General features: G+C 73.6%; 25 protein-coding genes and 1 pseudogene. 14 read left to right on the top strand and 12 right to left on the bottom strand.

Annotation, left to right across the window (positions count from 1 at the left end; translation table 11 throughout):
• Positions 1 to 5: 5 nt before the first annotated feature.
• The 3 genes from ACTHMS_RS17045 to ACTHMS_RS17035 all read right to left on the bottom strand — a co-directional run bounded on the left by ACTHMS_RS17045 (position 6) and on the right by ACTHMS_RS17035 (position 4,518).
• Positions 6 to 1,811 (bottom strand): PKD domain-containing protein, encoded by a 1,806-nt coding sequence (locus tag ACTHMS_RS17045; protein WP_440307855.1) that lies wholly within the window; start codon positions 1,809 to 1,811, stop codon positions 6 to 8.
• Between the two features lie 189 nt (positions 1,812 to 2,000).
• Entirely contained in the window at positions 2,001 to 3,203 is a 1,203-nt protein-coding gene (locus ACTHMS_RS17040; protein ID WP_440307854.1) for an acyl-CoA dehydrogenase family protein, read from the bottom strand.
• A 205-nt stretch (positions 3,204 to 3,408) separates the two neighbouring features.
• Positions 3,409 to 4,518 carry an alpha/beta hydrolase gene (locus ACTHMS_RS17035; RefSeq protein WP_440307853.1) on the bottom strand — a complete coding sequence of 370 codons (1,110 nt, stop codon included), beginning with the start codon at positions 4,516 to 4,518 and terminating at the stop codon, positions 3,409 to 3,411.
• 81 nt (positions 4,519 to 4,599) lie between these two features.
• Here ACTHMS_RS17035 and ACTHMS_RS17030 point away from each other — a divergent pair, with 81 nt between their 5' ends.
• The 7 genes from ACTHMS_RS17030 to ACTHMS_RS17000 all read left to right on the top strand — a co-directional run bounded on the left by ACTHMS_RS17030 (position 4,600) and on the right by ACTHMS_RS17000 (position 10,626).
• The gene (locus ACTHMS_RS17030) at positions 4,600 to 5,301 is read left to right on the top strand and encodes a hypothetical protein (protein WP_440307852.1); all 702 of its coding nucleotides are present in this window, start codon (positions 4,600 to 4,602) and stop codon (positions 5,299 to 5,301) included.
• A gap of 110 nt (positions 5,302 to 5,411) precedes the next feature.
• Complete coding sequence (locus ACTHMS_RS17025) at positions 5,412 to 6,488, top strand: HpcH/HpaI aldolase/citrate lyase family protein (protein WP_440307851.1); 1,077 nt, start codon at positions 5,412 to 5,414, stop codon at positions 6,486 to 6,488.
• A complete protein-coding gene (locus ACTHMS_RS17020; RefSeq protein ID WP_440307850.1) occupies positions 6,485 to 7,342 on the top strand; it encodes an HpcH/HpaI aldolase/citrate lyase family protein in 858 nt (285 codons plus the stop codon). The genes ACTHMS_RS17025 and ACTHMS_RS17020 overlap by 4 nt, the downstream gene beginning before the upstream one ends.
• 133 nt (positions 7,343 to 7,475) lie before the next feature.
• Positions 7,476 to 8,726, top strand: coding sequence for a magnesium transporter MgtE N-terminal domain-containing protein (locus tag ACTHMS_RS17015; protein ID WP_440307849.1), 1,251 nt, complete (start codon positions 7,476 to 7,478; stop codon positions 8,724 to 8,726).
• A complete protein-coding gene (locus tag ACTHMS_RS17010; protein ID WP_440307848.1) occupies positions 8,719 to 9,288 on the top strand; it encodes a DUF1003 domain-containing protein in 570 nt (189 codons plus the stop codon). Before ACTHMS_RS17015 ends, ACTHMS_RS17010 begins: the two co-directional genes overlap by 8 nt.
• 90 nt (positions 9,289 to 9,378) lie before the next feature.
• Complete coding sequence (locus ACTHMS_RS17005) at positions 9,379 to 9,957, top strand: hypothetical protein (RefSeq protein ID WP_440307847.1); 579 nt, start codon at positions 9,379 to 9,381, stop codon at positions 9,955 to 9,957.
• A 129-nt stretch (positions 9,958 to 10,086) separates the two neighbouring features.
• A complete protein-coding gene (locus ACTHMS_RS17000; RefSeq protein ID WP_440307846.1) occupies positions 10,087 to 10,626 on the top strand; it encodes a hypothetical protein in 540 nt (179 codons plus the stop codon).
• A 119-nt stretch (positions 10,627 to 10,745) separates the two neighbouring features.
• Here ACTHMS_RS17000 and ACTHMS_RS16995 read toward each other — a convergent pair whose 3' ends face one another.
• Genes ACTHMS_RS16995 through ACTHMS_RS16985 form a run of 3 tightly spaced genes read right to left on the bottom strand, consistent with a single transcriptional unit; the run spans position 10,746 to position 12,222 of the window.
• Positions 10,746 to 11,057 carry an AzlD domain-containing protein gene (locus ACTHMS_RS16995; RefSeq protein WP_440307845.1) on the bottom strand — a complete coding sequence of 104 codons (312 nt, stop codon included), beginning with the start codon at positions 11,055 to 11,057 and terminating at the stop codon, positions 10,746 to 10,748.
• On the bottom strand, positions 11,054 to 11,725 hold the full coding sequence (locus ACTHMS_RS16990; RefSeq protein WP_440307844.1) for an AzlC family ABC transporter permease: 672 nt from the start codon (positions 11,723 to 11,725) through the stop codon (positions 11,054 to 11,056). The genes ACTHMS_RS16995 and ACTHMS_RS16990 overlap by 4 nt, the downstream gene beginning before the upstream one ends.
• Positions 11,722 to 12,222 (bottom strand): MarR family winged helix-turn-helix transcriptional regulator, encoded by a 501-nt coding sequence (locus ACTHMS_RS16985; protein ID WP_440307843.1) that lies wholly within the window; start codon positions 12,220 to 12,222, stop codon positions 11,722 to 11,724. The genes ACTHMS_RS16990 and ACTHMS_RS16985 overlap by 4 nt, the downstream gene beginning before the upstream one ends.
• Positions 12,223 to 12,270: 48 nt before the next feature.
• On the opposite strand from ACTHMS_RS16985, the gene ACTHMS_RS16980 reads away from it, so the two are divergent.
• Positions 12,271 to 13,404: an Mrp/NBP35 family ATP-binding protein gene (locus ACTHMS_RS16980; protein ID WP_440307842.1), complete on the top strand. Its 1,134-nt coding sequence runs from the start codon at positions 12,271 to 12,273 to the stop codon at positions 13,402 to 13,404.
• Here ACTHMS_RS16980 and ACTHMS_RS16975 read toward each other — a convergent pair.
• The 5 genes from ACTHMS_RS16975 to sigE all read right to left on the bottom strand — a co-directional run bounded on the left by ACTHMS_RS16975 (position 13,385) and on the right by sigE (position 18,369).
• On the bottom strand, positions 13,385 to 15,013 hold the full coding sequence (locus ACTHMS_RS16975; protein WP_440307841.1) for a glycosyltransferase family 39 protein: 1,629 nt from the start codon (positions 15,011 to 15,013) through the stop codon (positions 13,385 to 13,387). The two genes, ACTHMS_RS16980 and ACTHMS_RS16975, sit on opposite strands and share 20 nt — an antisense overlap.
• A 53-nt stretch (positions 15,014 to 15,066) precedes the next feature.
• Complete coding sequence (locus ACTHMS_RS16970) at positions 15,067 to 15,615, bottom strand: sec-independent translocase (protein ID WP_440307840.1); 549 nt, start codon at positions 15,613 to 15,615, stop codon at positions 15,067 to 15,069.
• A gap of 9 nt (positions 15,616 to 15,624) precedes the next feature.
• Complete coding sequence (locus ACTHMS_RS16965; RefSeq protein WP_440307839.1) at positions 15,625 to 17,229, bottom strand: trypsin-like peptidase domain-containing protein; 1,605 nt, start codon at positions 17,227 to 17,229, stop codon at positions 15,625 to 15,627.
• 73 nt (positions 17,230 to 17,302) lie between these two features.
• Positions 17,303 to 17,776: a hypothetical protein gene (locus ACTHMS_RS16960; RefSeq protein WP_440307838.1), complete on the bottom strand. Its 474-nt coding sequence runs from the start codon at positions 17,774 to 17,776 to the stop codon at positions 17,303 to 17,305.
• The gene (gene sigE, locus ACTHMS_RS16955) at positions 17,776 to 18,369 is read right to left on the bottom strand and encodes an RNA polymerase sigma factor SigE (protein WP_440307837.1); all 594 of its coding nucleotides are present in this window, start codon (positions 18,367 to 18,369) and stop codon (positions 17,776 to 17,778) included. The genes ACTHMS_RS16960 and sigE overlap by 1 nt, the downstream gene beginning before the upstream one ends.
• Before the next feature lie 170 nt (positions 18,370 to 18,539).
• Here sigE and ACTHMS_RS16950 point away from each other — a divergent pair, with 170 nt between their 5' ends.
• From ACTHMS_RS16950 to ACTHMS_RS16925, 6 genes are read left to right on the top strand one after another with little or no spacing between them, the layout of a single operon-like run.
• Positions 18,540 to 19,901, top strand: a complete 1,362-nt coding sequence (locus ACTHMS_RS16950; RefSeq protein WP_440307836.1) for a pyridoxal phosphate-dependent decarboxylase family protein — start codon at positions 18,540 to 18,542, stop codon at positions 19,899 to 19,901.
• A 10-nt stretch (positions 19,902 to 19,911) separates the two neighbouring features.
• Entirely contained in the window at positions 19,912 to 20,550 is a 639-nt protein-coding gene (locus ACTHMS_RS16945) for an O-methyltransferase (protein WP_440307835.1), read from the top strand.
• A gap of 48 nt (positions 20,551 to 20,598) precedes the next feature.
• Positions 20,599 to 20,877, top strand: coding sequence for a DUF4031 domain-containing protein (locus tag ACTHMS_RS16940; protein ID WP_440307834.1), 279 nt, complete (start codon positions 20,599 to 20,601; stop codon positions 20,875 to 20,877).
• Between the two features lie 9 nt (positions 20,878 to 20,886).
• On the top strand, positions 20,887 to 21,825 hold the full coding sequence (gene cofD / locus ACTHMS_RS16935) for a 2-phospho-L-lactate transferase (RefSeq protein WP_440307833.1): 939 nt from the start codon (positions 20,887 to 20,889) through the stop codon (positions 21,823 to 21,825).
• Positions 21,822 to 23,165 (top strand): coenzyme F420-0:L-glutamate ligase, encoded by a 1,344-nt coding sequence (locus ACTHMS_RS16930; protein ID WP_440307832.1) that lies wholly within the window; start codon positions 21,822 to 21,824, stop codon positions 23,163 to 23,165. The genes cofD and ACTHMS_RS16930 overlap by 4 nt, the downstream gene beginning before the upstream one ends.
• The gene (locus ACTHMS_RS16925; RefSeq protein ID WP_440307831.1) at positions 23,162 to 24,022 is read left to right on the top strand and encodes a serine hydrolase domain-containing protein; all 861 of its coding nucleotides are present in this window, start codon (positions 23,162 to 23,164) and stop codon (positions 24,020 to 24,022) included. Before ACTHMS_RS16930 ends, ACTHMS_RS16925 begins: the two co-directional genes overlap by 4 nt.
• 76 nt (positions 24,023 to 24,098) lie before the next feature.
• Here the strand turns inward: ACTHMS_RS16925 and ACTHMS_RS16920 are convergent.
• Positions 24,099 to 24,455: pseudogene (locus tag ACTHMS_RS16920) on the bottom strand (hypothetical protein); the annotation flags it as partial.

Raw genomic sequence — 24,455 nt, 5'->3', positions numbered from 1 at the left:
CGGCGTCAGCCCACGACCACCCGGTACGGCGTCGAGGCGCTGGTGCGTCCGTAGCTGTCGGTGACCTGGAGCCGCACGATGAACGTCCCCTTGCGGAAGAAGACGTGCTGCGTCGTCGGGGTGCGCACCGTCGTCGGCGAGCCGTTGCTCCACGACCACGTCCAACGCACGATGCGGCCGCCCGGGAACGGGTCGATCGACGACGCCCCGGTGAAGGTCACCCGCGTGCGGTGGGTGACGCGGTGCGGGCCGCCCACGACGGCGGTCGGCGACAGCGCGCGGAACACCTGCAACCCGGTGGGCGTGCCGACACCGCTCGGGCCGTCGTAGCCCTTCCGGGCGCGGCACTCCGAGGTGGTCGGGTAGGTGGTGGTGCCGGTGCGCGCGAACGCACAGTCGACGACCGTGCCCTTCCCCGCGACCGCTGCGGCCTGGGCGTTGGGGTTGCCGTCCCAGTCGCGCGCGCAGCTGCTGATCGTCGCGGACCCGCAGAGGGCGTTGCCGCCGCGGGTCACGTCGTAGAGCGAGCGGGGCCGGCTCTTGTAGTTGCCGTAGAGCGTCAGCGCCGGGTTCGGCACGCCGGCCGTGCCACCGGCGAGTCCCCAGAGCGCGGCGATCACCGGGGCGGCCAGCGAGGTGCCACCGACCGTGATCCACGGCTTCTGCTGCGGGTCGCTGGTGCTGACGCGGATGTCGTAGCCGGTGCGGGGGTCGGCGATGGCGGCGATGTCGGTCGAGTTCTTCTTCGTCCCGCAGCGGGTGAAGACGTAGGTCGCCACGCTGCGCTGCCAGCCGGCCGCGCCGTGCAGGTGGCTGCAGCCCCCACCCGTCGCGCCCTGCGGTCCGTTTATGCCGTTTGAATCTGAGTTGCCGTTCTCATTCCACACCGTCTCGGCCGCCCGGGCACCCGTCTTTGTGAGCGTCAGCTTCGTGCCGCCGACGGCGACGACCGTCGACAACGACGCGGGCACCTCCGAGGCCGATTCGGGCTGATCCCCGCCGTTGATGGTGTCCCAGCCGTACCAGCCGTCGTCGCCGTTCGCCGCGATCACCGCGATGCCGGGGTGGTTGTAGTGTCGCGCGTAGCCGGCCGGCAGCATGGCATTCTCGGCGGCGCCGTAGCTGTTCGAGATCGCCGTGGGGGCGACCTTCCGGCCGCCGATCACCCAGCGGTAGGCGGCGGCGCGGTCGACCGCGCGAGCCAGGTCGGGGAGCCACGCGCTGGGGGCCTCGAAGAGCACGATCCGGCAGCGCTGGCAGATGCCCCGGACGGCCTGCACGTCGAGCGACGTCTCGACCGCCCAACCGTCCTGGTCCGGCTGCTCGCACTGGTCGGCGCCGGACGCCGTGTGCACGACGCGGAAGGTGTCGTCGGTCTCGGCGGGCAGGCCGTACTGCGCGTCGAACGTGTTGAGATCGGTGGCGATCGTCGGGTCGTAGCACGCGTCGACGATGGCGATCACCTGCCCGGCGCTCGCGGCGGTGCGCGGATTGAAGTTGTAGGCCTTCGCCAGCGCCGCCGGCGTGTACCCGCCGGCCGGGCCGCGCAGGGCGCTGGGCAGCGCGGCCGCCGGCGGGGCGGCGACGTCGGTCGTCGCCAGCTTCGCCGTGGCGGCGACGCGGTGCGGCACGAGCGCGATGGCGTGGCAGGTGGCGGCGCCGGACACGGCCGGACGGCACGCCGCCTGCTCGCGCCAGACGGTGCGCAGCGGCGTCGACGCCGACGCGGGGCCCGTGACGACGGCGGACAGGGACGCGAGCACGGCGGCGGTGGCGACGACCGCGCCGGACAACGCAGCGCGACGACGCACGGGCGCTACCTCTCTGGGGGTCCCGGGCCGTCCGAAATGCGACGCGGGGCGCACCCAGGTTAACCCGCCGGGGAACTCAGACCAACCGGGAGATACCCGGCCGGTCACGATCGTTGCGCCGCTGTGACGTCGCGCGGGACCTTCGGCGGGCAGCGGTGGTGCGATCTGCCTACTGCCCGCCCGTCGCGCCTACTGCTGCAGGCGGTACTCCTTGAGCAGGCCGCGGCTGATGATCGTCTTCTGGATCTCCGACGTGCCCTCGCCGATGAGCAGGAACGGCGCCTCGCGCATGAGCCGCTCGATCTCGTACTCCTTCGAGTACCCGTAGCCGCCGTGGATGCGGAAGCTCTCCTGCGTCACCTCGGCGCAGTACTCGCTCGCGATGAGCTTGGCCATGCCGGCCTCGACGTCGTTGCGCTGGCCCGCGTCCTTGAGCCGGGCGGCGTTCACCATCATCAGGTGCGCGGCCTCGACCTTGGTCGCCATCTCGGCGAGCTTGAACGCGATGGCCTGGTGGTCGGCGATCTGCTTGCCGAAGGTGCGCCGCTGCTGGGCGTAGGCGACGGCGAGCTCGAAGGCCCGGATCGAGATGCCGCAGGCGCGGGCGGCCACGTTGACGCGGCCGACCTCGACACCGTCCATCATCTGGTAGAAGCCCTTGCCCCGGCCGGCCTCGCCGCCGAGGATCTTGTCGGCCGTCAGGCGCACGCCGTCGAGCACCATCTCGGTGGTCTCGACGCCCTTGTAGCCCATCTTGTCGATCTTGCCGGGGATGGTGACGCCCGGTGCCGTCTCGCCGAAGCCCGACTCCTTGTCGACCAGGAAGGTCGTCATGTTCTTGTAGACCGAGTCGCCGCCGGTGTCGTCCTTCACCAGGGTGGCGACGACGCCCGCGCGCCCGCCGTTGGTCAGCCACATCTTCTGGCCGTTGAGGACGTAGAACTCGCCGTCCTTCGTGGCACGGGACTTGATCGCGCTGACGTCGGACCCGCACTCGGGCTCGCTCATCGAGAAGGCGCCACGGATCTCGCCGGTCGCCATCTTCGGCAGGTAGTACTGCTTCTGCTCGGGCGTCCCGTGCTGGTTGATCATGTAGGCGACGATGAAGTGGGTGTTGATGACGCCGCTGACGCTCATCCAGCCGCGGGCGATCTGCTCGACGACGAGGGCGTAGGTCAGCAGCGACTCACCGAGGCCGCCGTACTCCTCGGAGATCATCAGGCCGAACAGGCCCATCTCCTTCATGCCCTCGACGATCGCCTCGGGGAACTCGTCCTTGTGCTCGAGGTCGTTCGCGTACGGGAGGATCTCCTTGTCGACGAAGTCCTTGACCGTGCGCAGGATCTCCTGCTGGATGTCGGTCAGGCCTGCAGTCTGGGCGAGGCGCGCCATGGCGGATCTCCTTCGCAGCGGCGGACGATTCCCGGCGAGTATTGCGCGCAGGTTGCTGGGACGACCAACTTTCGTGACGTGAGGTGACCTACACGACGCGCCTGTGGGTGACGCATCCGGTGATCGGGTGACGGGTCGGGACGCCCGGTGACGGTGTTTTCGCCGTCACCCGAACTCGAGGTCCGTCACCCGATCTTGAGGTCCGTCAGCGGGGGGCGAGGGGTTGCGGGCGGCGGCGGGACGCGACGCGGGCGAGGAACTCGTCGATGGCCAGCCACGTCGTGCCGGCCGCCTCGGGGCCGGTGAGCACGCCGAGGTGCGAGCCGGGCGCCTCGGCGTAGTTCACCGACCGTGCGCCCGTGAGCACGTCGATCGCGCGCTTCACCGACGCGATCGGGGCGATGACGTCGGTGCGGCCGGCGACGATGAGCACGTCCTGCCGCACCTTCCCGAGGTCGATGACCCGGTCGCGGCCGCGGTCGCGCAGGGTGAGCCGCCCGGACGCGAGCTCGTTGGCCTGGATCGCGCGGGCGTAGAGCTGCCCGTAGAACCGGCCGGGGTAGCCGGGCATGCCGCCGATGAACCGGTCGACGGACTCCATGCGGGCGATCGCCTCGGTGTCGTGCAGGTTGCGCAGCAGGAAGCACGGCCGGGTGAGCTCGCGCTGCAGCGCGGTGAACCGGAACGCGGCCCGCACGACGACCCCCGGCTGCCCGCCGAGCGCGCGGTTCAGGGTGTGCACGAGCTGCCCGCCGGTCACCCGCCCCAGCTGCCGCAGCGGCACGAGGTGGGGCACCTTGCTGTAGTCGATCGGCGTGCCGACGGCGGCGATCGCGCGCAGCGGCAGGCGGGGGTGCGCGGCCGCGGTCAGCAGCGTGAGCGTGCCGCCGAGGCTCCAGGTGACGACGTCGACCGGCGCCCCGCCGTGCATGTACGACACCTGCCGCACGGTCATCGGCAGGATGCCGTCGATCCACGCCTCGAACCCGAGCCGCCGGTCGGCGAAGCCGATGCTGCCGTAGTCGACGACGTACACCGGCCGGCCGGTGCGCTCGATCAGGAACGCGGCGAGGCTCTGCTGCGGGCGCAGGTCGAAGCACGCGATCGGCACCGCCAGCGGCGGCACGAGCAGGATCGGCTCACCGCGGCCGGGTCCGCTGGAGGGACGGAAGCGGACCAGCCGCGCGTGCGGGTTCTCGCTCACCACCTCGGACGCCGTGGCGTGCGGCGGTTCGACGCCCTCGCCCAGGAAGTGCGACCGGGCGTTGGCCACCGCGCGCGCCGCGCCGGCGCCCACCCGCATCGGATCGATCACCGCGTCGCCACCTCCCTGCCGACTCGTTGCGTCCAGTATCGACGACTGACGGGACGCCCGGTGCGGTCGTAGGCTGCGCCCGTGCGTGGCCTCCTGCTCGGCGCCGCGGCCGTCCTGCTGGCGGCGTGCAGCAGCACCGTCGTGACGGGCACCGGCACGGGCACGGGCTCCGCCACGTCGTCCACGCCGTCGGGCCCGTCGGCGTCGCCCACTGCCGCGCCGCCCGCGGGCCCGGGCCTGCCCGCGCCCGGCACCGCGAGCCCGTCCGGCAGCGGTGCACCCGCCGTGCCGATGCGCACGGTGCACGTGCCGCTGCCGCAGGGCGGTGCGCTGACGATGGACCTCTGGGCGCACGACCGGATCACCGACTGCGCCGCCCACTCGTACGGGCAGGTGGCCGCCTTCTTCCGGCAGCACCAGTGCCGTGGCGCCGACCGGTTGCTCTGGACGTTCCCCCGACAGGCCCGCACCGTCGCGCTGGCGGTGGAGGACGTCGGGCTGCCGCCCGCGCCCGCGCCGGACATCTACCGGTGGGCCGAGCGGTTCATCGCCCTCGAGAACGCCGACAACACCGGCAGCATCGACGACCTGCTGCGCGAGGGGTACGTCATCCCCGGTGCCGACCACATCCCGGCGGACGAGGCGTTCCGGGTGGTCGGCCAGGACAACGGCGTCGCCGTCTTCGACGCCTGGTACCTCGACGGACCGACGACCCCGCAGGATCCGCAGCTGCTCGCGCTCGAGCAGGAGCTCTACCTCACCCCGGCGACGAACCAGCCCTGATCGCCGTCCTCGTCACAGCCCGGCCCGTTCGGGACGCTCTGACGGGCACCCCATTGCTACGGTCGCCCAACGCCCACATTCCGGCCCGGACACGCCAGGAGGTCGCCCCGATGCGTCCCGCCAAGGACTTCTTCGCCCCGCTCGCCGTCGGCGCGCCGACGCCACCCCGCGACATCCCGGCCCGGCCGTCGCGCGCGATCCACTTCTTCGACCCGAGCAACGAGAAGATGGCGGCGAAGATCCCCGGCATGGTCGGCACCGTCGACGTGCTGCTGGGCAACCTCGAGGACGCGATCAAGGCCGACAACAAGGAGGCCGCGCGGCAGGGACTCGTCCGCATCGCCAAGGAGACGGACGGTCTCGGTTCCAGTGGCCCGACGCAGCTCTGGACGCGCATCAACGCGCTCGACTCGCCGTGGGTGCTGGACGACCTGGTCACCCTTGTCTCCGAGATCGGCGACAAGCTCGACGTGATCATGGTGCCGAAGGTGCAGGGTGCCGAGGACATCCACTACGTCGACCGGCTGCTCGCCCAGCTCGAGGCGAAGGCCGGGCTGCAGAAGCCGCTGCTCGTCCACGCGATCCTCGAGACGGCGCGCGGCGTCGCGAACATCGAGGAGATCTGTGCGGCGTCCCCGCGCATGCAGGGCCTGTCGCTCGGCCCGGCCGACCTCGCGGCAGACCGCCGTATGAAGACGACCCGCGTCGGCGGCGGCCACCCCGGCTACCTCGTGCGGCAGGACCCGGTCGGCGGCGACATCACCGGCGACCGGACGATCTACCAGCAGGATCTCTGGCACTACACGATCGCCCGCATGGTCGACGCGTGCGCGATGCACGGCATCTACCCCTACTACGGCCCGTTCGGCGACATCGCCGACGTCGTGGCGTGCGAGGACCAGTTCCGCAACGCCTTCCTGCTCGGCTGCGTCGGCGCGTGGTCGCTGCACCCGAAGCAGATCGAGATCGCCAACCGGGTCTTCAGCCCGTCGGTGCAGGACATCAAGCACGCCCGCGAGGTCGTCGCCGCGATGGGCGACGGCACCGGCGCGGTGATGCTGAACGGCAAGATGGAGGACGACGCGTCGCTCAAGCAGTGCCTCGTGCTGGTGCAGCTGGCCGAGCAGCTCGCGGCGATCGACCCGAAGCTCAAGGAGCAGTACGACGCGATCGAGGTGTCGGCATGAGCTTCCGTCCCCGTCGTTCCGTCCTCTACATGCCCAGCTCGAACGAGCGGGCGCTCGAGAAGGCGAAGTCGATCGCGTGCGACGCGATCATCTTCGACCTCGAGGACGCCGTCGCCCCTGACGCGAAGCCCGCCGCGCGCGAGTCGGCCTGTGCGGCCGTGCAGTCGGGCGAGTACGGACGCCGCGAGCTGATCATCCGCGTCAACGGCATCGGCACCGAGTGGCACGAGGCGGACCTCGCCGCCGCCGCCAACGCCGGCCCGCACGTCGTGCTGGTGCCGAAGGTGAACTCGGCCGACGAGGTGCGGCAGCTGGTCGCCGGGCTCGAGGCCGCCGGTGCGCCGGAGCACACGACGCTCTGGGCGATGGTCGAGACGCCGATCGCGATGCTGCGCGCGCTCGAGATCGCGACCGCGTCCCCACGGCTGACCGGCTTTGTCATGGGCACCAACGACCTGGTCAAGGAGCTCTACGCCGAGCACGTGCCCGGACGCCAGCCGGTGCTGCCCGGCCTCGGTCTCGCGCTGCTCGCCGCGCGCGCCGCCGGCATCGTGATCATCGACGGCGTCTACAACGACGTGAAGGACACCGAGGGCTTCCTGCGCGAGTGCGAGCAGGGGCGGCAGCTCGGTTTCGACGGCAAGACGCTGATCCACCCGGGTCAGGTCGAGGGCGCCAACGCGACCTTCGCGCCGTCGGACAAGGCGGTCGAGGAGGCCCGCGGCATCCTCGAGGCCTGGAACGCCGGCGGCACGGGCGTGGTCACCTACAACGGCCGCATGATCGAGAACCTGCACGTCGAGTCGGCGCGGCGCACGCTGGCCATCGCCGACGCGATCGCCGCGCTGGGGTAGCCGCCGCGGCGATCATGTCCGGACGCGCGAGCACGCACCGGCGCGTCTCGACGTGATCCGCTGAGGGGCTGCGTCCGCCTGCGCGGCGACGTCACGGCCGCCGGATAGCCTGTTCTCTCGTGGGAGAGACGACATGACCGGCACGCGGGTATTCCTGGCCCGCCTCGTCGGCATCGACGTCTACGACCCCTACGGCGAGCAGCTGGGCAAGGTGCGCGACGCCGTCACGATGCTGCGCAGCGACCGGCAGTCGCCGCGCATCCTCGGGCTGGTCGTCGAGCTCGTCCAGCGCCGGCGCATCTTCGTGCCGATGGGACGCGTCACCCGCATCGAGCCCGACAGCGTGGTGCTCTCGTCCGGCACCGTGAACATGAAGCGGTTCGAACGCCGGGCGAACGAGGTCCTCGTGATCAACGACCTCTTCGACCGCACCGTGACCGTGCGCGAGAACGGCCAGAGCGCGTCGGTCGTCGACGTCGGCATGGAGCCGAATCGCAACCGCGACTGGGTGATCACGCGCCTCGCGGTGCGCACGAGCACCGGCCGGCTGGCGCGCCGCCGCGGCCAGCTGTTCCAGGTCGAGTGGAACGAGGTCGACGGGCTGGCGCTGAGCGGTCCCGAGCAGGGCACCGACGCGCTGCTCGCGACGCTGTCCGACCTGCGCCCGGCCGACGTCGCCGCCGCGCTGCAGGACATGACCCCGAAGCGCCGATTCGAGATCGCCACCGCGCTGGACGACGAGCGGCTGGCCGACGTGCTGTCCGAGCTGCCCGAGGACGACCAGGTCGACCTGCTGCGCGGGCTGGCCGACGAGCGCGCGGCCGACGTGCTCGAGGCGATGGACGACGACGACGCGGCCGACCTGCTCGGCGAGATGTCCGCCGCGGACCAGGAGCGCCTGCTCGAACTGATGGAGCCGGACGAAGCAGCGCCCGTGCGGCGGCTCATGACCTACGGCGACTACACCGCCGGCGGCATGATGACCAGCGAGCCGGTGGTGCTGCTGCCGGACGCGACCGTGGCCGAGGCGCTGGCACGGGTGCGGAACCCCGAGCTCTCCCCCGCCGTCGCCGCGCAGGTGTTCGTCGTGCGCCCACCGCAGGCGACGCCGACCGGGCGCTTCCTCGGCACCGCACACATCCAGCGACTGCTGCGCGAACCGCCGTCGTCGCTGGTCAGCGGAGTGTGCGAGAAGGACACCGGATCGCTGCACCCCGACGCGTCCATCGAGGACGTGACCCGCCACCTCGCGACGTACAACCTCGTCGCGGTGCCGGTCGTCGACGACCACGACCGGCTGCTCGGCGCGGTCTCGGTCGACGACGTCCTCGACCACCTGCTGCCCGAGGGTTGGCGCGACGCCGATCGGTCCGACGATGAGTGAGCCGCGGTTCCGCCTCGACCAGCCGCGCTTCGAGCGCCGCACGCCGCGGTTCCGTGTCGACCCCGAGGCCTTCGGGCAGTGGACGGAGGGGTTCGCCCGGTTCCTCGGGACCGGCCGGTTCCTGGTCATCCAGACGCTGATCATCCTGGTCTGGATCGTCGAGAACTACCTTCCGGGCGTCCCGCACTTCGACCCGTACCCGTTCCAGTTCCTCACCCTGGTGCTGTCGCTGCAGGCGGCCTACGCGGCGCCGCTGATCCTGCTCGCGCAGAACCGGCAGGACGACCGTGACCGCGTGAACCTCGAGGCCGACCGTGACGAGGCGCGCGAGTCGAAGGCCGACCTCGAGTACCTGGCGCGCGAGATCGCGGCGATCCGCATGGCGGTCGGCGAGGTCGCGACCCGCGACTTCCTGCGCTCGGAGGTCACCCGGCTCGCCGAGTCCCGCGACGGCCGCGACGACAAGCCGGTCAAGGAACCGAAGGCGCCCAAGCAGCCCAAGCAGCCGAAGGTCGCAGACACGCCGATCGCACCGGTCGAGCGGCCGGTCACCGCCGACTGAGCCGCTCCGTCCCCTGCTGTGGCCGCAAGTCGATCGTCAGGGCGACCGCAGCAGGGTGCCAAGGTCCGGCGCGTGCCGCACACTGCTGGCATGCCGATCGACCTGGACGCGGTGCGGGCGCTCGCGGCGGTGCGCACGAAGCGGCTCGCCTGGACGACGCCGGTGCTCGGCGCGGCGCTGGCGTTCGTCAACGCCGCGATCGACGGCGACGGCAACACGGCGCCCGGCGACGCGGCCCTGACGGCAGCGGCCGTGGTGGCGCTCGTCGTCGGGCTGTGGCTGTGGCGGCGTCCCCTCTTCGCCCACCGGCGCCTGCCGCTGCGGCTCGGCCTTCCGGCCGACCAGCGGCGCGAGCTCGACACGGCGATCCGTACCGCGACGCCGCCGTCCGCCGCCGACCTCGCCGCGATCACCGTGCACGAGGCGGCGCGGTACGTGCGCGTGCGCACGATGGGGCTGTACTGGGCGGCGTTCGCGGTGCTGCTGCTGTTGCAGCCGCTGTTCCCCGGCACACCGACCGCGCAGACGGTGTTCGACGTCGTGCTCGCCGGCTGCTGGCTGGTGATCGCCGCGGCGATCCGGCGGCGCGCGGGCCGCGGACGCGCCTACCTGCGCGCCGTCGAGGCCCCGACCTCCGCCGCCGGCATCGAGGCACTGCTCGCGCGCTGACCGGGCCGCGGGCGGCGTCGGGCCGCATCCCGTGATCGACACCCGTCCGAACCGGCGCAGACCGGGCGCGGCGGGTGTTGATCACGGTTGCGCCGTGCCGGAACGGCGCCGCGACCGCACACTGATGGCGTGACCCTCGACGACATCCGCGAGCGCGCCGTGGTGAGCTCGCGCCGCCGCATGCTCGCGCTGCCGGCGGCGGTGGTCGTGCTGACGCCGCTGCTGACCCTCGTGGACGGGCGGTCGGTGCAGGCCGCGACGACGGCGACCCTCGTCGCGGCGGCGACCGTGATCGCGCTCGTCGTCGCCCTCGGCGCGACCGTCCGTCGTCGGCCGGGCGCCGCCGACCCCCGGCTGCCGCTCGTCTTCGGGCTCCCCCGCACCGACCGGCTCGCCGTCGGGCGGGCCATCCGCTCGGCGACGCCGCCCGCCGACCCGGTGGTGCGCGCCATCGCCGACGGCGAGGCGTCCCGCGTCGTGCGTGGCTATGCGTGGGCCGCCGGGGTCTGCCTCGTCGCCCTCGTCCTCGCGCTCGGCCTGTTCGCGCTGGCCGAACGGCCTGGCGCCCGGCTCGCCGCGGCGCTGCTCGCCGTCCTCACGCTGCTCGGCGCTGCCTGGTCGCTCTGGTACCGCTCACGTGCCCGCGCCTACCTCGCCGCGCGGGGCTGAGCCTGCCTCGTCCGCCCATCTGGTGACGGATCTGCCGCCGAGTGACGGATTCGGCCCTCGCGTGACGGCGTGTCGGCCCGTCACCCGACGCGACGATCCGTCACTCGACGCGGAATCCGTCACGAGATCCCGAGCCGCAGCAGCGCGGCGGTGAGAGCGGCCGCGACGATCACGACGAGGAACGGGGCGCGGCGCCAGAGGGCGAGCGCGCCCACGGCGAAGCCGGCCAGCCGCGGGCCGTCGAGGCGCAGGTGCCGGCCGTCGGCCACCGCCTCGACCACCACCAGCGCCGCGAGCAGCGCCACCGGCACCATCTCGACCAGCCGCCGCACGCCGGGATGGTCGAGGACGCGCGCGGGCACGAGGTAGCCGGCCAGCTTGAGCAGGTAGCAGCCGGCGACGGTGAGCAGCACGAGCGTCCAGAGGTTCACGCGCGCACCCGACCGGCCAGCAGCAGTGCCGCCGTCGCCGCGAGCACCGGCACGCCCGGCGGCGTGAACGGGATCAGCACCAGCGCGATCACCGCACCGGCCGCCGCCACCCGCCGCTCGACCGCGCCCGTGCGCAGCCGCGGCCACAGGAAGGCGAGGAACGCGGCCGGCACCACGGCGTCCAGACCGATCCTGGCAGGGTCGATCACCGACCCCGCCAGCGCGCCGCCCAGCGTCGTCAGGTTCCAGAACGTGAAGACGCCGGCGAAGGTCCACCAGAACGCCACCCGCGCCAGCTCGTCGTTCGGACGCGCCACCGCCATCGCCGTCGACTCGTCGATCGTGCCGTGCGCCGCGAGCAGCCGCCGCAGGCCCCGCACGCGCAGCACCGGCGCCATGCGCATCGCGTAGAGCATGTTGCGCGAGCCGAGCAGCAGGCCGCTGCTCAGCGCGGGCGCGAGTCCGCCGCCGCCCGCCACCACGCCGACGACGGCGAACTGCGTGCCGCCGGTGAACGCGAGCAGCGAGAGCAGGCACGACTGCAGCACCGACAGCCCGGACGCCACCGACGCGGCGCCGAACGCGAAGCCGTAGCTGCCGACGGCCACCCCCACGCCCAGCGCGTCGCGCACGACCGCCCGCCGGTCGTCCTCGGTCGCCTCGCTCACGCGCGGCCGGTCGCCGGGCCCGCGCTGCCGCCTGCGTCACCGTCGTCGCGCCCGACCACCCGTCGCAGCAGGTCGTCGAGCCGGCGCAGGTCGTCGTCGTCGAAGTGCCCGAGGAAGTGCTGCTGCACGGACGCGAGGTGCGGCGGCACGGCCCGGCGCAGCCGCTCGACGCCGGCGGCGGTGAGCACGGTGAACGTGCCGCGCGCGTCGTCCGGCGAGGGTTCGCGGCGCACCAGCCCGTCGGCGGCGAGCCGGTCGACCAGCCGGGTGAGTCCCGAGCGCGACAGCAGCACCCGGTCGGCGAGCTCGGCCATGCGCAGGCGTCGTCCGGGCGCCTCGGCGAGCTGCAGCAGCACGTCGTACCAGCCGAGCGGCAGGTCGGCGGAGGCGGCGAGGTCCTGCTCGAGCGCCCGCACGACGACCGCGTGCGCGTGCAGGAACCGCCGCCACACGGCCACCCGCCAGTCGTCGGGGCGCACCGGCGGGATCTCCGTCACGCCCTCAGCCTAGGAGGCCGCCCTCGGGGGTTCCGTACCATCGACGGCGTGCCCGCCCCGAACGAGACCGCGATCCGCGCTGCCCTCGCACGCGTGAACGACCCCGAGATCCGCCGCCCGATCACCGAGCTGGGGATGGTCGAGTCGATCGCCACGACGCCCGACGGCGCCGTGGCCGTGAAGGTGCTGCTCACCGTGCCCGGCTGCCCGATGAAGGAGCAGCTGACCCGCGACGTCACGGCGGCCGTGCAGCCGCTCGAGGGCGTGGCGTCGGTGTCGGTCGAGCTCGGCGTCATGACCGACGCCCAGCGCACCGAGCTGCGGCAGAAGCTGCGCGGCGACGCGCCGGCCAACGAGATCCCGTTCGCCCAGCCCGGATCGCGCACCCGCGTCTACGCGGTCGCGTCCGGCAAGGGCGGTGTCGGCAAGTCGTCGGTGACGGTGAACCTGGCCGTCGCGCTCGCGCAGAAGGGCCTCTCGGTCGGTGTCGTGGACGCCGACATCTACGGCTTCTCGGTGCCCCGCATGCTCGGCGTCACCGGCAAGCCGACGCAGGTCGAGCAGATGATCATGCCGCCGTCGGCGCACGACGTGAAGGTCATCTCGATCGGCATGTTCACGCCCGGCAACACCGCGGTGGTGTGGCGCGGCCCGATGCTGCACCGCGCGCTGCAGCAGTTCCTCGCCGACGTCTTCTGGGGCGACCTCGACGTGCTGCTCATGGACCTGCCGCCCGGCACCGGCGACATCGCCATCTCGGTGGCGCAGCTCGTGCCGTCGGCGGAACTGCTCGTCGTCACGACGCCGCAGCTCGCCGCGCGCGAGGTGGCCGAGCGGGCCGGCTCGATCGCGCTGCAGACGCACCAGCAGATCGTGGGCGTCGTCGAGAACATGAGCTGGCTCGAGCTCCCGACCGGCGAGCGCATGGAGCTGTTCGGCTCCGGCGGTGGCCAGGCCGTGGCCGACTCGCTCTCGCAGTCGACCGGCACGACCGTGCCGCTGCTCGGGCAGATCCCGATCGACCAGCGCGTGCGCGAGGGCGGCGACGCCGGGACGCCGGTGGTGCTCGCGTCCCCCGAGTCGGCGGCCGCCCAGGCCATCGCCGCGGTCGCCGAGCGGCTGGCACGGCGTCAGACCAGCCTGGTCGGCCGGTCGCTCGGGCTCACCCCGACGCGCGGCTGATCCGTTCAAACAGCGTGATCGTCGCGCCGTGCACGTGCGTGCGCTGCGCGACGCGGAAGTGCCGGGCCAGCGCCTCGAGTTCCGGCCGGTCGTGCCGTGCCGCCGGCGTGCGCGTGCCGATCAGCCACACGCGCGCCGTGGCGTCGACGGCCCGCCGGATCGCCGGCCCCGGCCGATCGGTGCCGTACAGCGTCCCAGACCGGTCGCCCGGCACGGCGAGCACGAGGTCGCGCACGCCCGCGAAGTCGCGCGGATAGCCCAGCACCACCGACTCGAACGACCGCGGCGCGAACACGACCCCGTCGCCCGTCCGTGCGTGGTCGCGGATGTAGCTCGCCACCGCCAGCAGGTCCTGCGGCGCCCCGGCCGCGGTGTGAGCACGTTCGATCACGGCCCGCTGCGCGACCAGTGCACCGGCGAGCACGCCGACGCCGAGCACCGCAGCGAGCGTCGCCATAACGCGCGAAACCCCCCGCTGTGGCCCACTTTCGCGTCTGAGAACGAGCCACAGCAGGGGGTTCCTGCCGCTGTCGGACGAGAGGAGCCGGTCGAGGCCGTCACCGATCAGCATCGCCGCGGCCGGCAGGCACCACACCACGTAGCGGGTGCCGCCGTAGAGCGGGTGCGCGACCATCGACTCGCCGACGAGCAGCAGCGGCGGCAGCACGAGCAGCGGCAGCGCGAGCACCGGCACGGACAGCCGTCCGACGCTGCCGCCACCGATGTCGGCAGCACCGTCCGTCGCTGCCGACGGACGGTGCCGGGCGAGCAGGGCCGTCGCGGAGATCATGATCAACATTAGGTTGAGCAGCAGCACCGCCGAGCCGGGGCCGAGCAGGGCGCGGTAGGCGGCGACGAGGGTGCCCGGCGTCGAGGGCCGGATCCACTGCACCTGCCCGCTCTGGGTCAGGCTGAGCACGAGCACCGGCAGCGCGAGCACGACCGCAAGCCCGCAGGCGCGCAGCCACGCGCGCACGGTGTCCCGGCCGGCGCCCGCCCAGAGCAGCGTCGCCCCGTGTGCGGCGATCATCAGCAGCGTCATCTCGTGCAGGTAGGCACAGCCGGCCAGGGCGAGCGCGTACCACGGCCAGCGGCGCCACGCGCCGGCAGCCGCCCCGTCGTCGAGGGCGCGCACGAACAGGTGCCAGGCGAGCACGGCGGCGGCGATGTCGATGGCGTACGAGCGGCCCTGCTGTGCGGTCGCGCTGGTCAGGGGCAGCACGGCGAGGGCGAGCCCGGCGAAGAGGGCCGGCCGGTCGCGTCCGGTGAGGCGCCGGACGAGCAGCGCGGTCGCCGCGACCGCGACGCACGCGCCGATGACCGACGGCAGCCGCAGCATGAACGTGCCGCCGCCGGCGGCGAGCACGGCGTGCATCAGCAGGTAGTACGTGCCGTGCACCGCGTCGACGTGCAGCAGCACGTGCCCGAGCTGCGGCAGGCTCAGGTGCGCGGCCCACCACGTCACCGCCTCGGTGCCGTACATCGACGGCCGCCCCAGGTCCCAGAGCCCGAGCGTCGCGATCACCAGGACCGGCAGGGCCACGACCAGGGCCGCCGGGCGCCGGGGCGAGACGCGCTCGGCGCGGGTCATCCGGACGGTGTCGAGCACGGGGCCAGCGTGCCCCCGCCCGCCTGAACGGAACCCGTCGCGACGGGTGGTGGTCAGGTCGCGTCCGGGTCGTACTTCGGCGCGTCCTCAGGTGCCGCCGGCGCCGGACGCGGCCGCGGGCGCGCGGTCGGGCCCCCAGGATCGGCCGGCTTCGTGCCGGACGGGCCGTCGGGCTTGCTCATCGACACCGCGCCGTTCGGCGAGTGGCCGTTCGCCGAGACCCCGTTGCTCGAGACACCGTTCGCACGCCCGTTGGCGGACGCGACCTCCTCGGCGATGCCGTCGTCCGGGTCGCCGATGAGCAGGTCCTGCAGCGCGTTGCGCGGGTGGTACTTGCGCAGCGAGACCGACGCCGGGTCGAACTCCTCGCCGAGCAGCGCCCGCTGCACCGCCGTGCGCGGGTTGAGGTTGCGCAGGTCGACGTCGGCGAACTCGGGGCCGAGCTCGTCCTTGAGCTGCTGGCGGGCGCCGGTCGCGATGTCGCGCAGCGTGCGCAGCAAGCGGGCGGCGTCGCGGGCGATGTCGGGCAGCCGGTCGGGCCCGAGCACGACGAGGCCCACGATGGCGAGCACCAGCATCTCCATCGGCCCGATGTTGAACACGATGGAAGGTTAGGCCTTGTCGAGGGTGACGGTCACCGTGTGCTTGGCCGATCCTCGGTAGAACGTCAGGTCGAGTTTGTCGCCGGGCTTGTGCTCCTCGACGACGACCTGCAGGGCGTCGAAGGTCTGCACGACCCGGCCGGTCGCGACGACGATGACGTCACCGTTGCGCAGTCCGGCCTTCGCCGCGGCGCCGCCGGGCTGCACCTGCGACAGGTACGCCCCGAACCGGATGCCCGACTGCACGCTGTGCCCGCGCGCCGACAGCGACCCGTGCACGGCCTTGCCGGTGCGGATCAGCTGCTGGGCGATGTCGCGCGCGTAGTTGATGGGGATCGCGAAGCCCAGCCCGCTGAAGGTCACGCCGTTGGACGACCCGAGCGCGGCGGCGGAGTTGATGCCGACCACCGCGCCGGCGGCGTCGACGAGCGCACCCCCGGAGTTGCCGGGGTTGATCGGGGCGTCGGTCTGGATCGCGTCCAGCACGGCGTCGGCCGAGCCGTCCTCGTTCGCCACCGGCACCGGCCGGTTCTTCGCCGACACGATGCCCGCGGTGACCGTGCCCGTGAGCCCGCGCGGCGAGCCGATAGCGATCACCGGGTCGCCGACCGCCAGGGTGTCGCTGTTGCCCAGGGTCGCCACGGTGAGCTTGTCGGCCGACACCTTGATCACCGCGAGGTCGCTCACCGGGTCCGTCCCGACGATCTTCGCATCGGAGGTCGCCTCGTCGCTGAAGACGACCAGGATGTTCGTCGCGCCGGCGACGACGGGGTTGTTCGTGAGCACGTACCCGTGCTTGTCGATGACGACGCCCGAGCCGACGCCCGCGCCCTGCGGCGTCTGGACGTCGATCTGCACGACCGCCGGGCCGACGCGCCGGGCGAGGTCGGCGACCGAGCCGGGCGGCCGGTTCGCGGGCTTGTCGACCTGGGCGAGCGAGACGTCGTCGCGGTGCAGGGCGTTGCCGGTGGTGTCGGCGATGAACCAGCCGACCACCCCGCCGACGGCGCCGACGAGCAGGGCGACGACGGTCATGAGCACCAGCAGACGCAGCCGCGGGGTCGCCGCGACGGGCGCGGCCGCGGCCGGCGTCGCCTCGTCGGCGTCCTCGACCTCGTCGTCGGCCGCGGTCTCCTCGTCCAGCTCCGGCGCCCGCTGGGCGAACTGGCCGCGGGCGAAGATCGCTCCCCGGCCCAGCCAGAACGGCGAGTTCGGGTCGCGCCAGGGGTCGCGCTGGGCGTCCGGCTTCCACCAGGGCGATCCGGGGCCGGCGGCGCGGGGCTCGAGCCGGGTACCCGGCGCCGGCGCGAAGCCGTCGCGAGCGCCGGGCGTCGGCCCGAACGCCTCGCTGTAGATCCGCGGCGTCGGCTGTGGCGGCTGGTAGGTGGGCGCGAGCCGCTCACCCGGGGCGGGCGCGAAGGCACCCGCGCCCTGCGGGCGGCCGAAGACGGCCTGCTCGGCCGGCGAGACGGTCGGCGGCGGCGGCGCGTAGGCGGGCGGCTCGGCACGCGGCGCGAACCCGCCGGCCACGCCGTCCGGGCGCCCGAAGGCACCGTCCGGATCGACCGGTGGCTGCGCGGCCTGCGGCGCGGGCGTCCCGCCGTGCTCGGTCACGCCCATACCTCCCGATCGCCGTGCGTCCCCGTCGAGTGTGCCTGAGGACGGCGACCGGCGGCCAACGAGCGGATCAACGACCTGTCTGGTGGACGAAGGTGGCGTGCACCGGCGCGGCCGGCAGCGCCGGGCCGTCGGCCGTGGCGGACGCCGACCCGGCAGCGAGCACGCCGAAGGTGGTGAGCAACGCGGCCGCGCCGGCCACGTGCTTGGCCCGCGACGGACGCTCGGGGGCGGGGGCGGCGACCAGTGCCGCGGTCGGCGCGAACACCGACAGCATCGTCGTGCCGTCGGGTGCGAGCACCGTCGGCAGCGGGGTGATCGGGGTGACCTCGGGCAGGCCGCGCAGCCGGTCCATCAGGCCGCTGGGCAGCCCGGGCGCGGGCGCCGCGCGCAGGGCCCAGACCGCCTCGCGCTGCACGGCCACCGCGTGGTTGCACTCGGCGCAGGCGCGTGTGTGCCGCACGGCGCGGTCACGGGCCAGGCCGCTGAGCTTGCCGTCGGCGAAGGCGGCGACCGCTTCGTCCGAGAGGTGGGTGCCGGACATCAGGCGCCTCCGGCAGCGACTGCGTCGAGCCCCGGCTCCGCCGGGCGCACCCCCGGGGCGAGGTGCGCGAGCGCCTCGCGCAGCAGCACGCGGCCGCGGTGGATGCGCGAGCGGACCGTCCCGACCTTGATGCCCAGGGTCGCGGCGATCTCCTCGTAGCTCAGCTGTTCGAGGTCGCAGAGGACGACGGCGACGCGGAAGTCCGGCGGCAGGGCGTCGAGCGCGCGCTGGATCTCGGGGTCGAGATGGGTGTCCTGGTAGGTCTGGTCGGGGCCGGCCTCGTGGCTGGCCAGCCGGTCGCCGACGTCGTCGGGCAGGGCGTCGAAGCGGATGCGCTGGCGCCGCCGCACCATGTCGAGGAACAGGTTGGTGGTGATGCGGTGCAGCCAGCCCTCGAACGTGCCGGGCTGGTACTTGGCGAGCGACCGGAACACGCGGATGAACGTCTCCTGCGTGAGGTCCTCGGCGTCGGCGCGGTTGCCGCTCAGGCGGAACGCGAGCCGGTAGACGCGGTCCGCGTGCTCGCGGACGATCTCGTCCCAGCTCGGCGGCGCCCAGGGGGCCGCGACCGCGGTTGCCTCGACCGTGCTCATGTCCTCACCTCTGCCGTCACACCGTGTGCTGCACGGTCGACGGAACACCACCAATGTAGATGCCAGCTGAACGTCGCAGCCGTCCCTCACGTTCCCGTTCCCGCCCACGTGCTGCGCAACACGCGGGCGGGGGAAGCCGTCGGCGCGCACCTGACCTAGCCTTGTCGGTCGTGCACAGGCTCACCGGCGACACCGAGCGCGCCGTCCGTGAACTCGCCGCCTACTGCCTCGAGCGCCTGGCCATGCAGGCCCCGCTCGACCGCCCCCTGCCGCCGGCCGAGCTGGACGAGCTGGTCGGCCAGACCATCACGGCGGACGGCATCGGCGTCGACACCGCGATCCAGCTCTGGGTGAAGGTGCTCGGGCCCGCGTGCCTCTCGGTCGACCACCCCCGCTACCTGGCCTTCATCCCGAACGCCCCGACCAAGGCCGCGGCGGGCTTCGACATGCTGGTAAGCGCCGCCAACGTCTACGCCGGGTCGTGGCTCGAGGGCTCGGGCGCCGTCTACGCCGAGAACCAGGCGTTGCGCTGGATCGCCGACCTCGCCGGGCTGCCCGAGGGCGCCGGCGGCGTCTTCACCACCGGCGGCACCATCGGCAACCTGTCGGCCCTGGTGGCCGCGCGCGAGACCGCGCTCAAGCGCCGCGGCGGCCAGGCGCCGCACCGCTGGGCCGTCTGCGTCACCGGCGAGTCGCACTCGTCGGTCAAGCACGCCCTCTCGGTGATCATGGACGTCGACATGATCGAGGTGCCCGGCGACGACCGCGGCCGCATGGTCGGCGCGACGCTGCGCGACACCGTCGCGTCCCTGTCGCCGAAGGTGCGCGACGGCATCTTCGCCGTCGTCGGCACGGCCGGCACGACCAACCTCGGCATCGTCGACGACCTCGCCGGCATCGCCGACGTGGCCGAGGAGCACGGCTGGTGGTTCCACGTCGACGGCGCCTACGGCGGGGCGGCGCTGGCTACACCGTCCGTCCGGCACCTGTTCTCGGGTGTCGAGCGGGCCGACTCGTTCATCGTCGACCCGCACAAGTGGCTGTTCGCGCCGTTCGACTCGTGCGCGCTGCTCTACCGCGAGCCCGCCCTGGCCCGGGCCGCGCACACCCAGCGCGCGGGCTACCTCGACCCGGTGACCGTCGAGGGCGAGTGGAACCCGTCGGACTTCGCGATCCAGCTGACCCGCCGGGCGCGCGGCCTGCCGTTCTGGTTCTCCCTCGCCGTGCACGGCAGCGACGCCTACCGCGACGCCGTCGAGACGACGCTCGCCGTGACGCGCGAGGGGGCCCGGCTGATCGCCGAGGCCGAGCACCTGCGGCTGCTCGTCGAGCCGGACCTGTCGGTGCTGGTGTTCGAGCGTCTCGGCTGGACCGACGCCGAGTACACCGCCTGGAGCGCGCAGCTGCTCGCCGAGCAGGTCGCCTTCGTGACGCCGACGACCCATCGCGGACGCATGTGCGCGCGCTTCGCCGTCGTCAACCCGCTGACGACCGCCGACGACCTGAAGTTGATCATCGACTCGATGGCATAGGGTTCCGCGCATGGCCGAGGCGATGCTGAACACCGCGAGTCTGTCGTACGCCGAGTCGTTCCACGTCGAGGACGAGACCGTCACGAAGGCCCGCGAGCGCGGCGCCGAGTTCGGCTGCACGCCGATCGGTCCGGCGGGCGCGGCGACGCTGCGGCTGCTGACCACCGTGACGGCCGCCCGCAGCGTGGTCGAGGTCGGCACCGGCGCGGGCGTCTCGGGCCTGTACCTGCTCGCCGGCATGCGGCCCGACGGCATCCTCACCAGCATCGACATCGAGGGCGAGCACCAGCGGGCGGCGAAGGAGGCGTGGTCGGAGGCCGGCATCGCGGCGTCCCGCTACCGGCTCATCAACGGCTCGGCGCCCGAGGTGCTGCCGCGGCTGCGCGACGAGGCCTACGACGTCGTCTTCGTCGACGCCGACAAGTCGACCTACCCGATGTACTACGAGCAGGCGGTGCGGCTGCTGCGCACCGGCGGGATCGTCGCGTTCGACAACGTGCTCTGGCACGACCGCGTCGCCGACCCGACCCAGCGCGACCACGAGACCAGCGTGCTGCGCGAGCTCTCGCGCACCGTGCGCGACGACGACCGGCTGGTCAGCGTCCTGCTGCCGGTGTCCGACGGCCTGCTGGTCGCGGCCAAGAAGTGATCAACACCCCTTGCGACCGCCCCTGACCGGTCTGGACGGGTGTTGATCATGGCCTGTTACGTCGACACGGTGCGGTCGTATCCGGACGCGGGACTGCGGCACACCGAGTTCTGCCACCTGCTCGCCGACACGCGCGACGAGCTGCACGCCATGGCCGAGGCGCTCGGCATCCCGCAGCGGTTCTTCCAGGACCACCCGTGGCGCTGGCACCACGACCTGCCCGCTCCCCTGCGTCCGCGGGCGATCGAGCTGGGCGCGATCGAGGTGACGATGCACGAGGTCGGCGCCCTGCTGCGCCGTCGGCGGGCGGCCGTCGCTCGCGGGTAGGTTCGAACGGTGCGACTGACAGTGCTGGCCGGCGGCATCGGCGGCGCCCGCTTCCTGCGCGGCGTGCGCGCCGCCTACCCGGACGCGACGATCACCGCGGTCGTCAACACCGGCGACGACGTGACCCTGCACGGCCTGCGGATCTGCCCCGACCTCGACAGCTGCATGTACACCCTCGCCGGCGTGCACGACCACCGCCGCGGCTGGGGACGCACAGGCGAGACCTGGCGCATCAAGGCCGAGCTCGAGGCCTACGGCGCCGAGCCGACCTGGTTCGGCCTCGGTGACCTCGACATCGCCACGCACCTGGTGCGCACCCGCATGCTCGACGCCGGCTACCCGCTGAGCGACGTCACCGCGGCGATCTGCGAGCGCTGGCAGCTCGGCGTGCAGCTGCTGCCGATGAGCGACCAGCGCTGCGAGACGCACGTCGTGGTCGAGCTCGAGGGCGCGCGCAAGGCGATCCACTTCCAGGAGTGGTGGATCAAGCACCGCGCCTCGCTCGACCCGCTCGCGTTCGTGCAGGTCGGCGTCGACCAGGCCGTGGCCGCGCCCGGCGTGCTCGAGGCGATCGCGGACGCCGACGTGCTGCTCGTCGCCCCCAGCAACCCGGTCGTGTCGATCGGCACGATCCTCGGGCTGGCCGACATCCGCGCCGCCGTGGTCGAGACGTCGGCGCCCGTCGTCGGTGTCTCGCCGATCGTGGGCGGCGCCCCCGTGCGCGGCATGGCCGACCGCTGCCTGCCGGCGATCGGCGTCGAGGTGTCCGCGCAGGGCGTCGGCGCCCACTACGGCGCCCGCAAGACCGGCGGGCTGCTCGACGGCTGGCTCGTCGCGAGCGGCGACACCGCCGACGTGCCGGGTGTCGAGGTGCGCGCCGTGCCGCTGCTGATGACCGACGACGAGGCCTCCGCGGCGATCGCCCGCGCGGCGGTGGAGCTCGCGTGACGGCCGACCACAACGCGCCCCGGCTCGAGGTCTTCCCGGTGCTCGGCATCGGCGACCTGCGTCCGGGCGACGACCTGGCCGCGATCATCGCCGAGGCCGCGCCGCCGCTGCAGGACGGCGACGTGCTGGTCGTGACGTCGAAGGCCGTCTCGAAGGTCGAGGGACGCCTGCTGCGCCTCGACTCCGACGACCCGGCCGAGCGCGAGGCCGCGCGGCAGCGGGCCATCGAGCAGGAGACCGTGCGCGTCGTCGCCCAGCGCGGCACGCTGCGCATCGTCGAGACCCGCCAGGGGCTGGTGCTCGCCGCAGCCGGCGTCGACGCCTCGAACGTCGCGCGCGACGAGCTCGCGCTGCTGCCCGCCGAACCGGACGCGTCCGCCGCGCTGCTGCGCGAGGCCCTGCGCGAACGCCTCGGCGTCGAGCTCGGTGTGATCGTCACCGACTCGATGGGACGCCCCTGGCGCGACGGCATCGTCGACAACGCCATCGGCGTCGCCGGGCTGGCGGCCGTCACCGACCCGCGCGGGCAGCGCGACGTCTACGGCAACGTGCTCGAGGTGACCCGCGTGGCCGTGGCCGACGAGATCGCCGCGGCCGCCGACCTGGTGAAGGGCAAGCTCGCGGGCATCCCGGTCGCGGTCGTGCGCGGGCTCGCGCCCGACGGCAAGCTCGTCGACGACGGCCTGGGCAGCCGGTCGCTGCTGCGCGGTGCGGCCGACGACATGTTCCGGCTCGGCACCGTCGAGGCGATCGCCGCCGGGCGGGCCGACGCGGGCATCGGCGCCGACAGCGACCCTGCCCTGCACGCCGACGCGGTCGCGACGATCACGGCGCTCGCGACGCACTCGCCCGCCGAGGCCGCGCTGCGCGAGTCGTTCCTCGGCTTCCTCGCCGCGCGGCCGGACGCGATGGCCCGCAGCTGCGCCCCCGGCCACCTCACCGCCTCGGCCGTCGTCGTCGACCGCAGCCGCGGCGCCGTGCTGCTGACGCTGCATCCGCGCATCGGCAGGTGGGTGCAGCTCGGCGGCCATTGCGAACCCGGCGACCGCACCCTGCTCGACGCCGCCGCCCGCGAGGCGCGCGAGGAGAGCGGCATCGGCGCGCTGTCCTTCGACCCGCAACCGCTCGGCCTGGACGTGCACCCGCTGACCTGCTCGCTCGGCGCGCCCACCCGGCACTTCGACGTCCGCTTCCTCGCCGTCGCGCCGGATGGCGCCGAGCCGGTGCGCAGCGACGAGTCGCTCGATCTGCGCTGGTTCGGCTGGGACGAGCTGCCCGACGGCATCGACGACGAGCTGCGCCTGCTCTTCGCCGCCGCCCGCGCGCGGCTCACCCAGTGACCGCGCTCGAGGCGGTCGCGTCGTGGCCGGTGCCGACGGCCGCGGCGGCGGTGATCGGGCCGTCCGGCGTCGTCGACACGATCGGGCCGGTGGACGAGCCGTTCTGGCTCGCGTCCGTCACGAAACCACTGGCCGCGCTGGCAGTGCTGGTCGCGGTCGAGGAGGAGGCGGTGTCGCTCGACGACCCCGCCGACCCCGAGCTGCTGCCCGGCGCGACCCTGCGCCACCTGCTCGCGCACGCGTCCGGGTTGAACGAGGACAACGTGCGCACGGGCCCGACGGACATCCCGCCGCTGCGCCGCGCCCGCGTCGTCGCGCCCCCGGGCACGCGCCGGATCTACACGAACGCGGCGATCGAGCAGGCCGCGCGGCTGGTCGAGGCGGGCACCGGCATGCCGTTCGGCGACTACTTCAGCGAGGCCGTCGTGCGCCCGCTCGGGCTCACGGCCACCACGCTGGACGGTTCGGCCGGCCACGGCGGCCGCGCCTCGGTCGCCGACCTGGCGCGGGTGGTGGCCGAGCTGCTGCGTCCGACCGGGTTCCTGGCCGCCGAGACCCTCGCCGACCTGCGCACCGTGCAGTACCCCGGCCTGCGCGGCGTGCTGCCGGGGTACGGGCCGCAGGCCGAGAACGACTGGGGCCTGGGGTTCGAGATCCGCGCGCACAAGCAGCCGCACTGGACGGGCGCCGGCAACTCGCCGTCCACCTACGGGCACTTCGGGCAGCGCGGCACGTTCGTCTGGATCGACCCGGTCGCCGACCTGGCCCTCGTCGCCCTCACCGACCGCCCGTTCGGACCCTGGGCGATCGACGCCTGGCCCGCCCTCGCCGACGCCGTCCTCGCCGAGCACCGCTGACCGGACAAGCGAAAACCCCCCGCTCTGGCCCGTTTCCGAGACGAAAACTGGGCCAGAGCGGGGGGTTCCGCGTCGCTCAGGTGCGCGGAGGCTGCTCCGGCTGCGGGTAGCCCTGCTGCGGCGGCGCGGGCGGGTAGCCGCCGTCCGGCGTGGCCTGGGGGTAGCCGGGCTGGGCCTGCTGGGTCTGCTCGGGGACGCGGTCGGCGTGCGAGTGGCCGAAGTGCAGGCCGCGGTGGTGCTGCGGCTCGGTACCCGGGGCACCGGCCATGCCGGCACCGGCGCCGGCACCCGCGTTCGCCATCGCCCGCTCACGCTCGGCGGCCTCGTCCTCACGGCCCCGCTGGTACGCGGCCTCGGTGACGCTGCGCTGGCGCGACTCGGCCTTGCGCTCGTGCTTCTGCGCGACACGCACGTCGCGCACCGACCGCACCGA

Source organism: Jatrophihabitans sp. (assembly GCF_051960575.1).
Classification (GTDB): Bacteria; Actinomycetota; Actinomycetes; order Mycobacteriales; family Jatrophihabitantaceae; genus JBQCEE01.
This window is presented reverse-complemented; position numbering and strand designations above follow the sequence as displayed.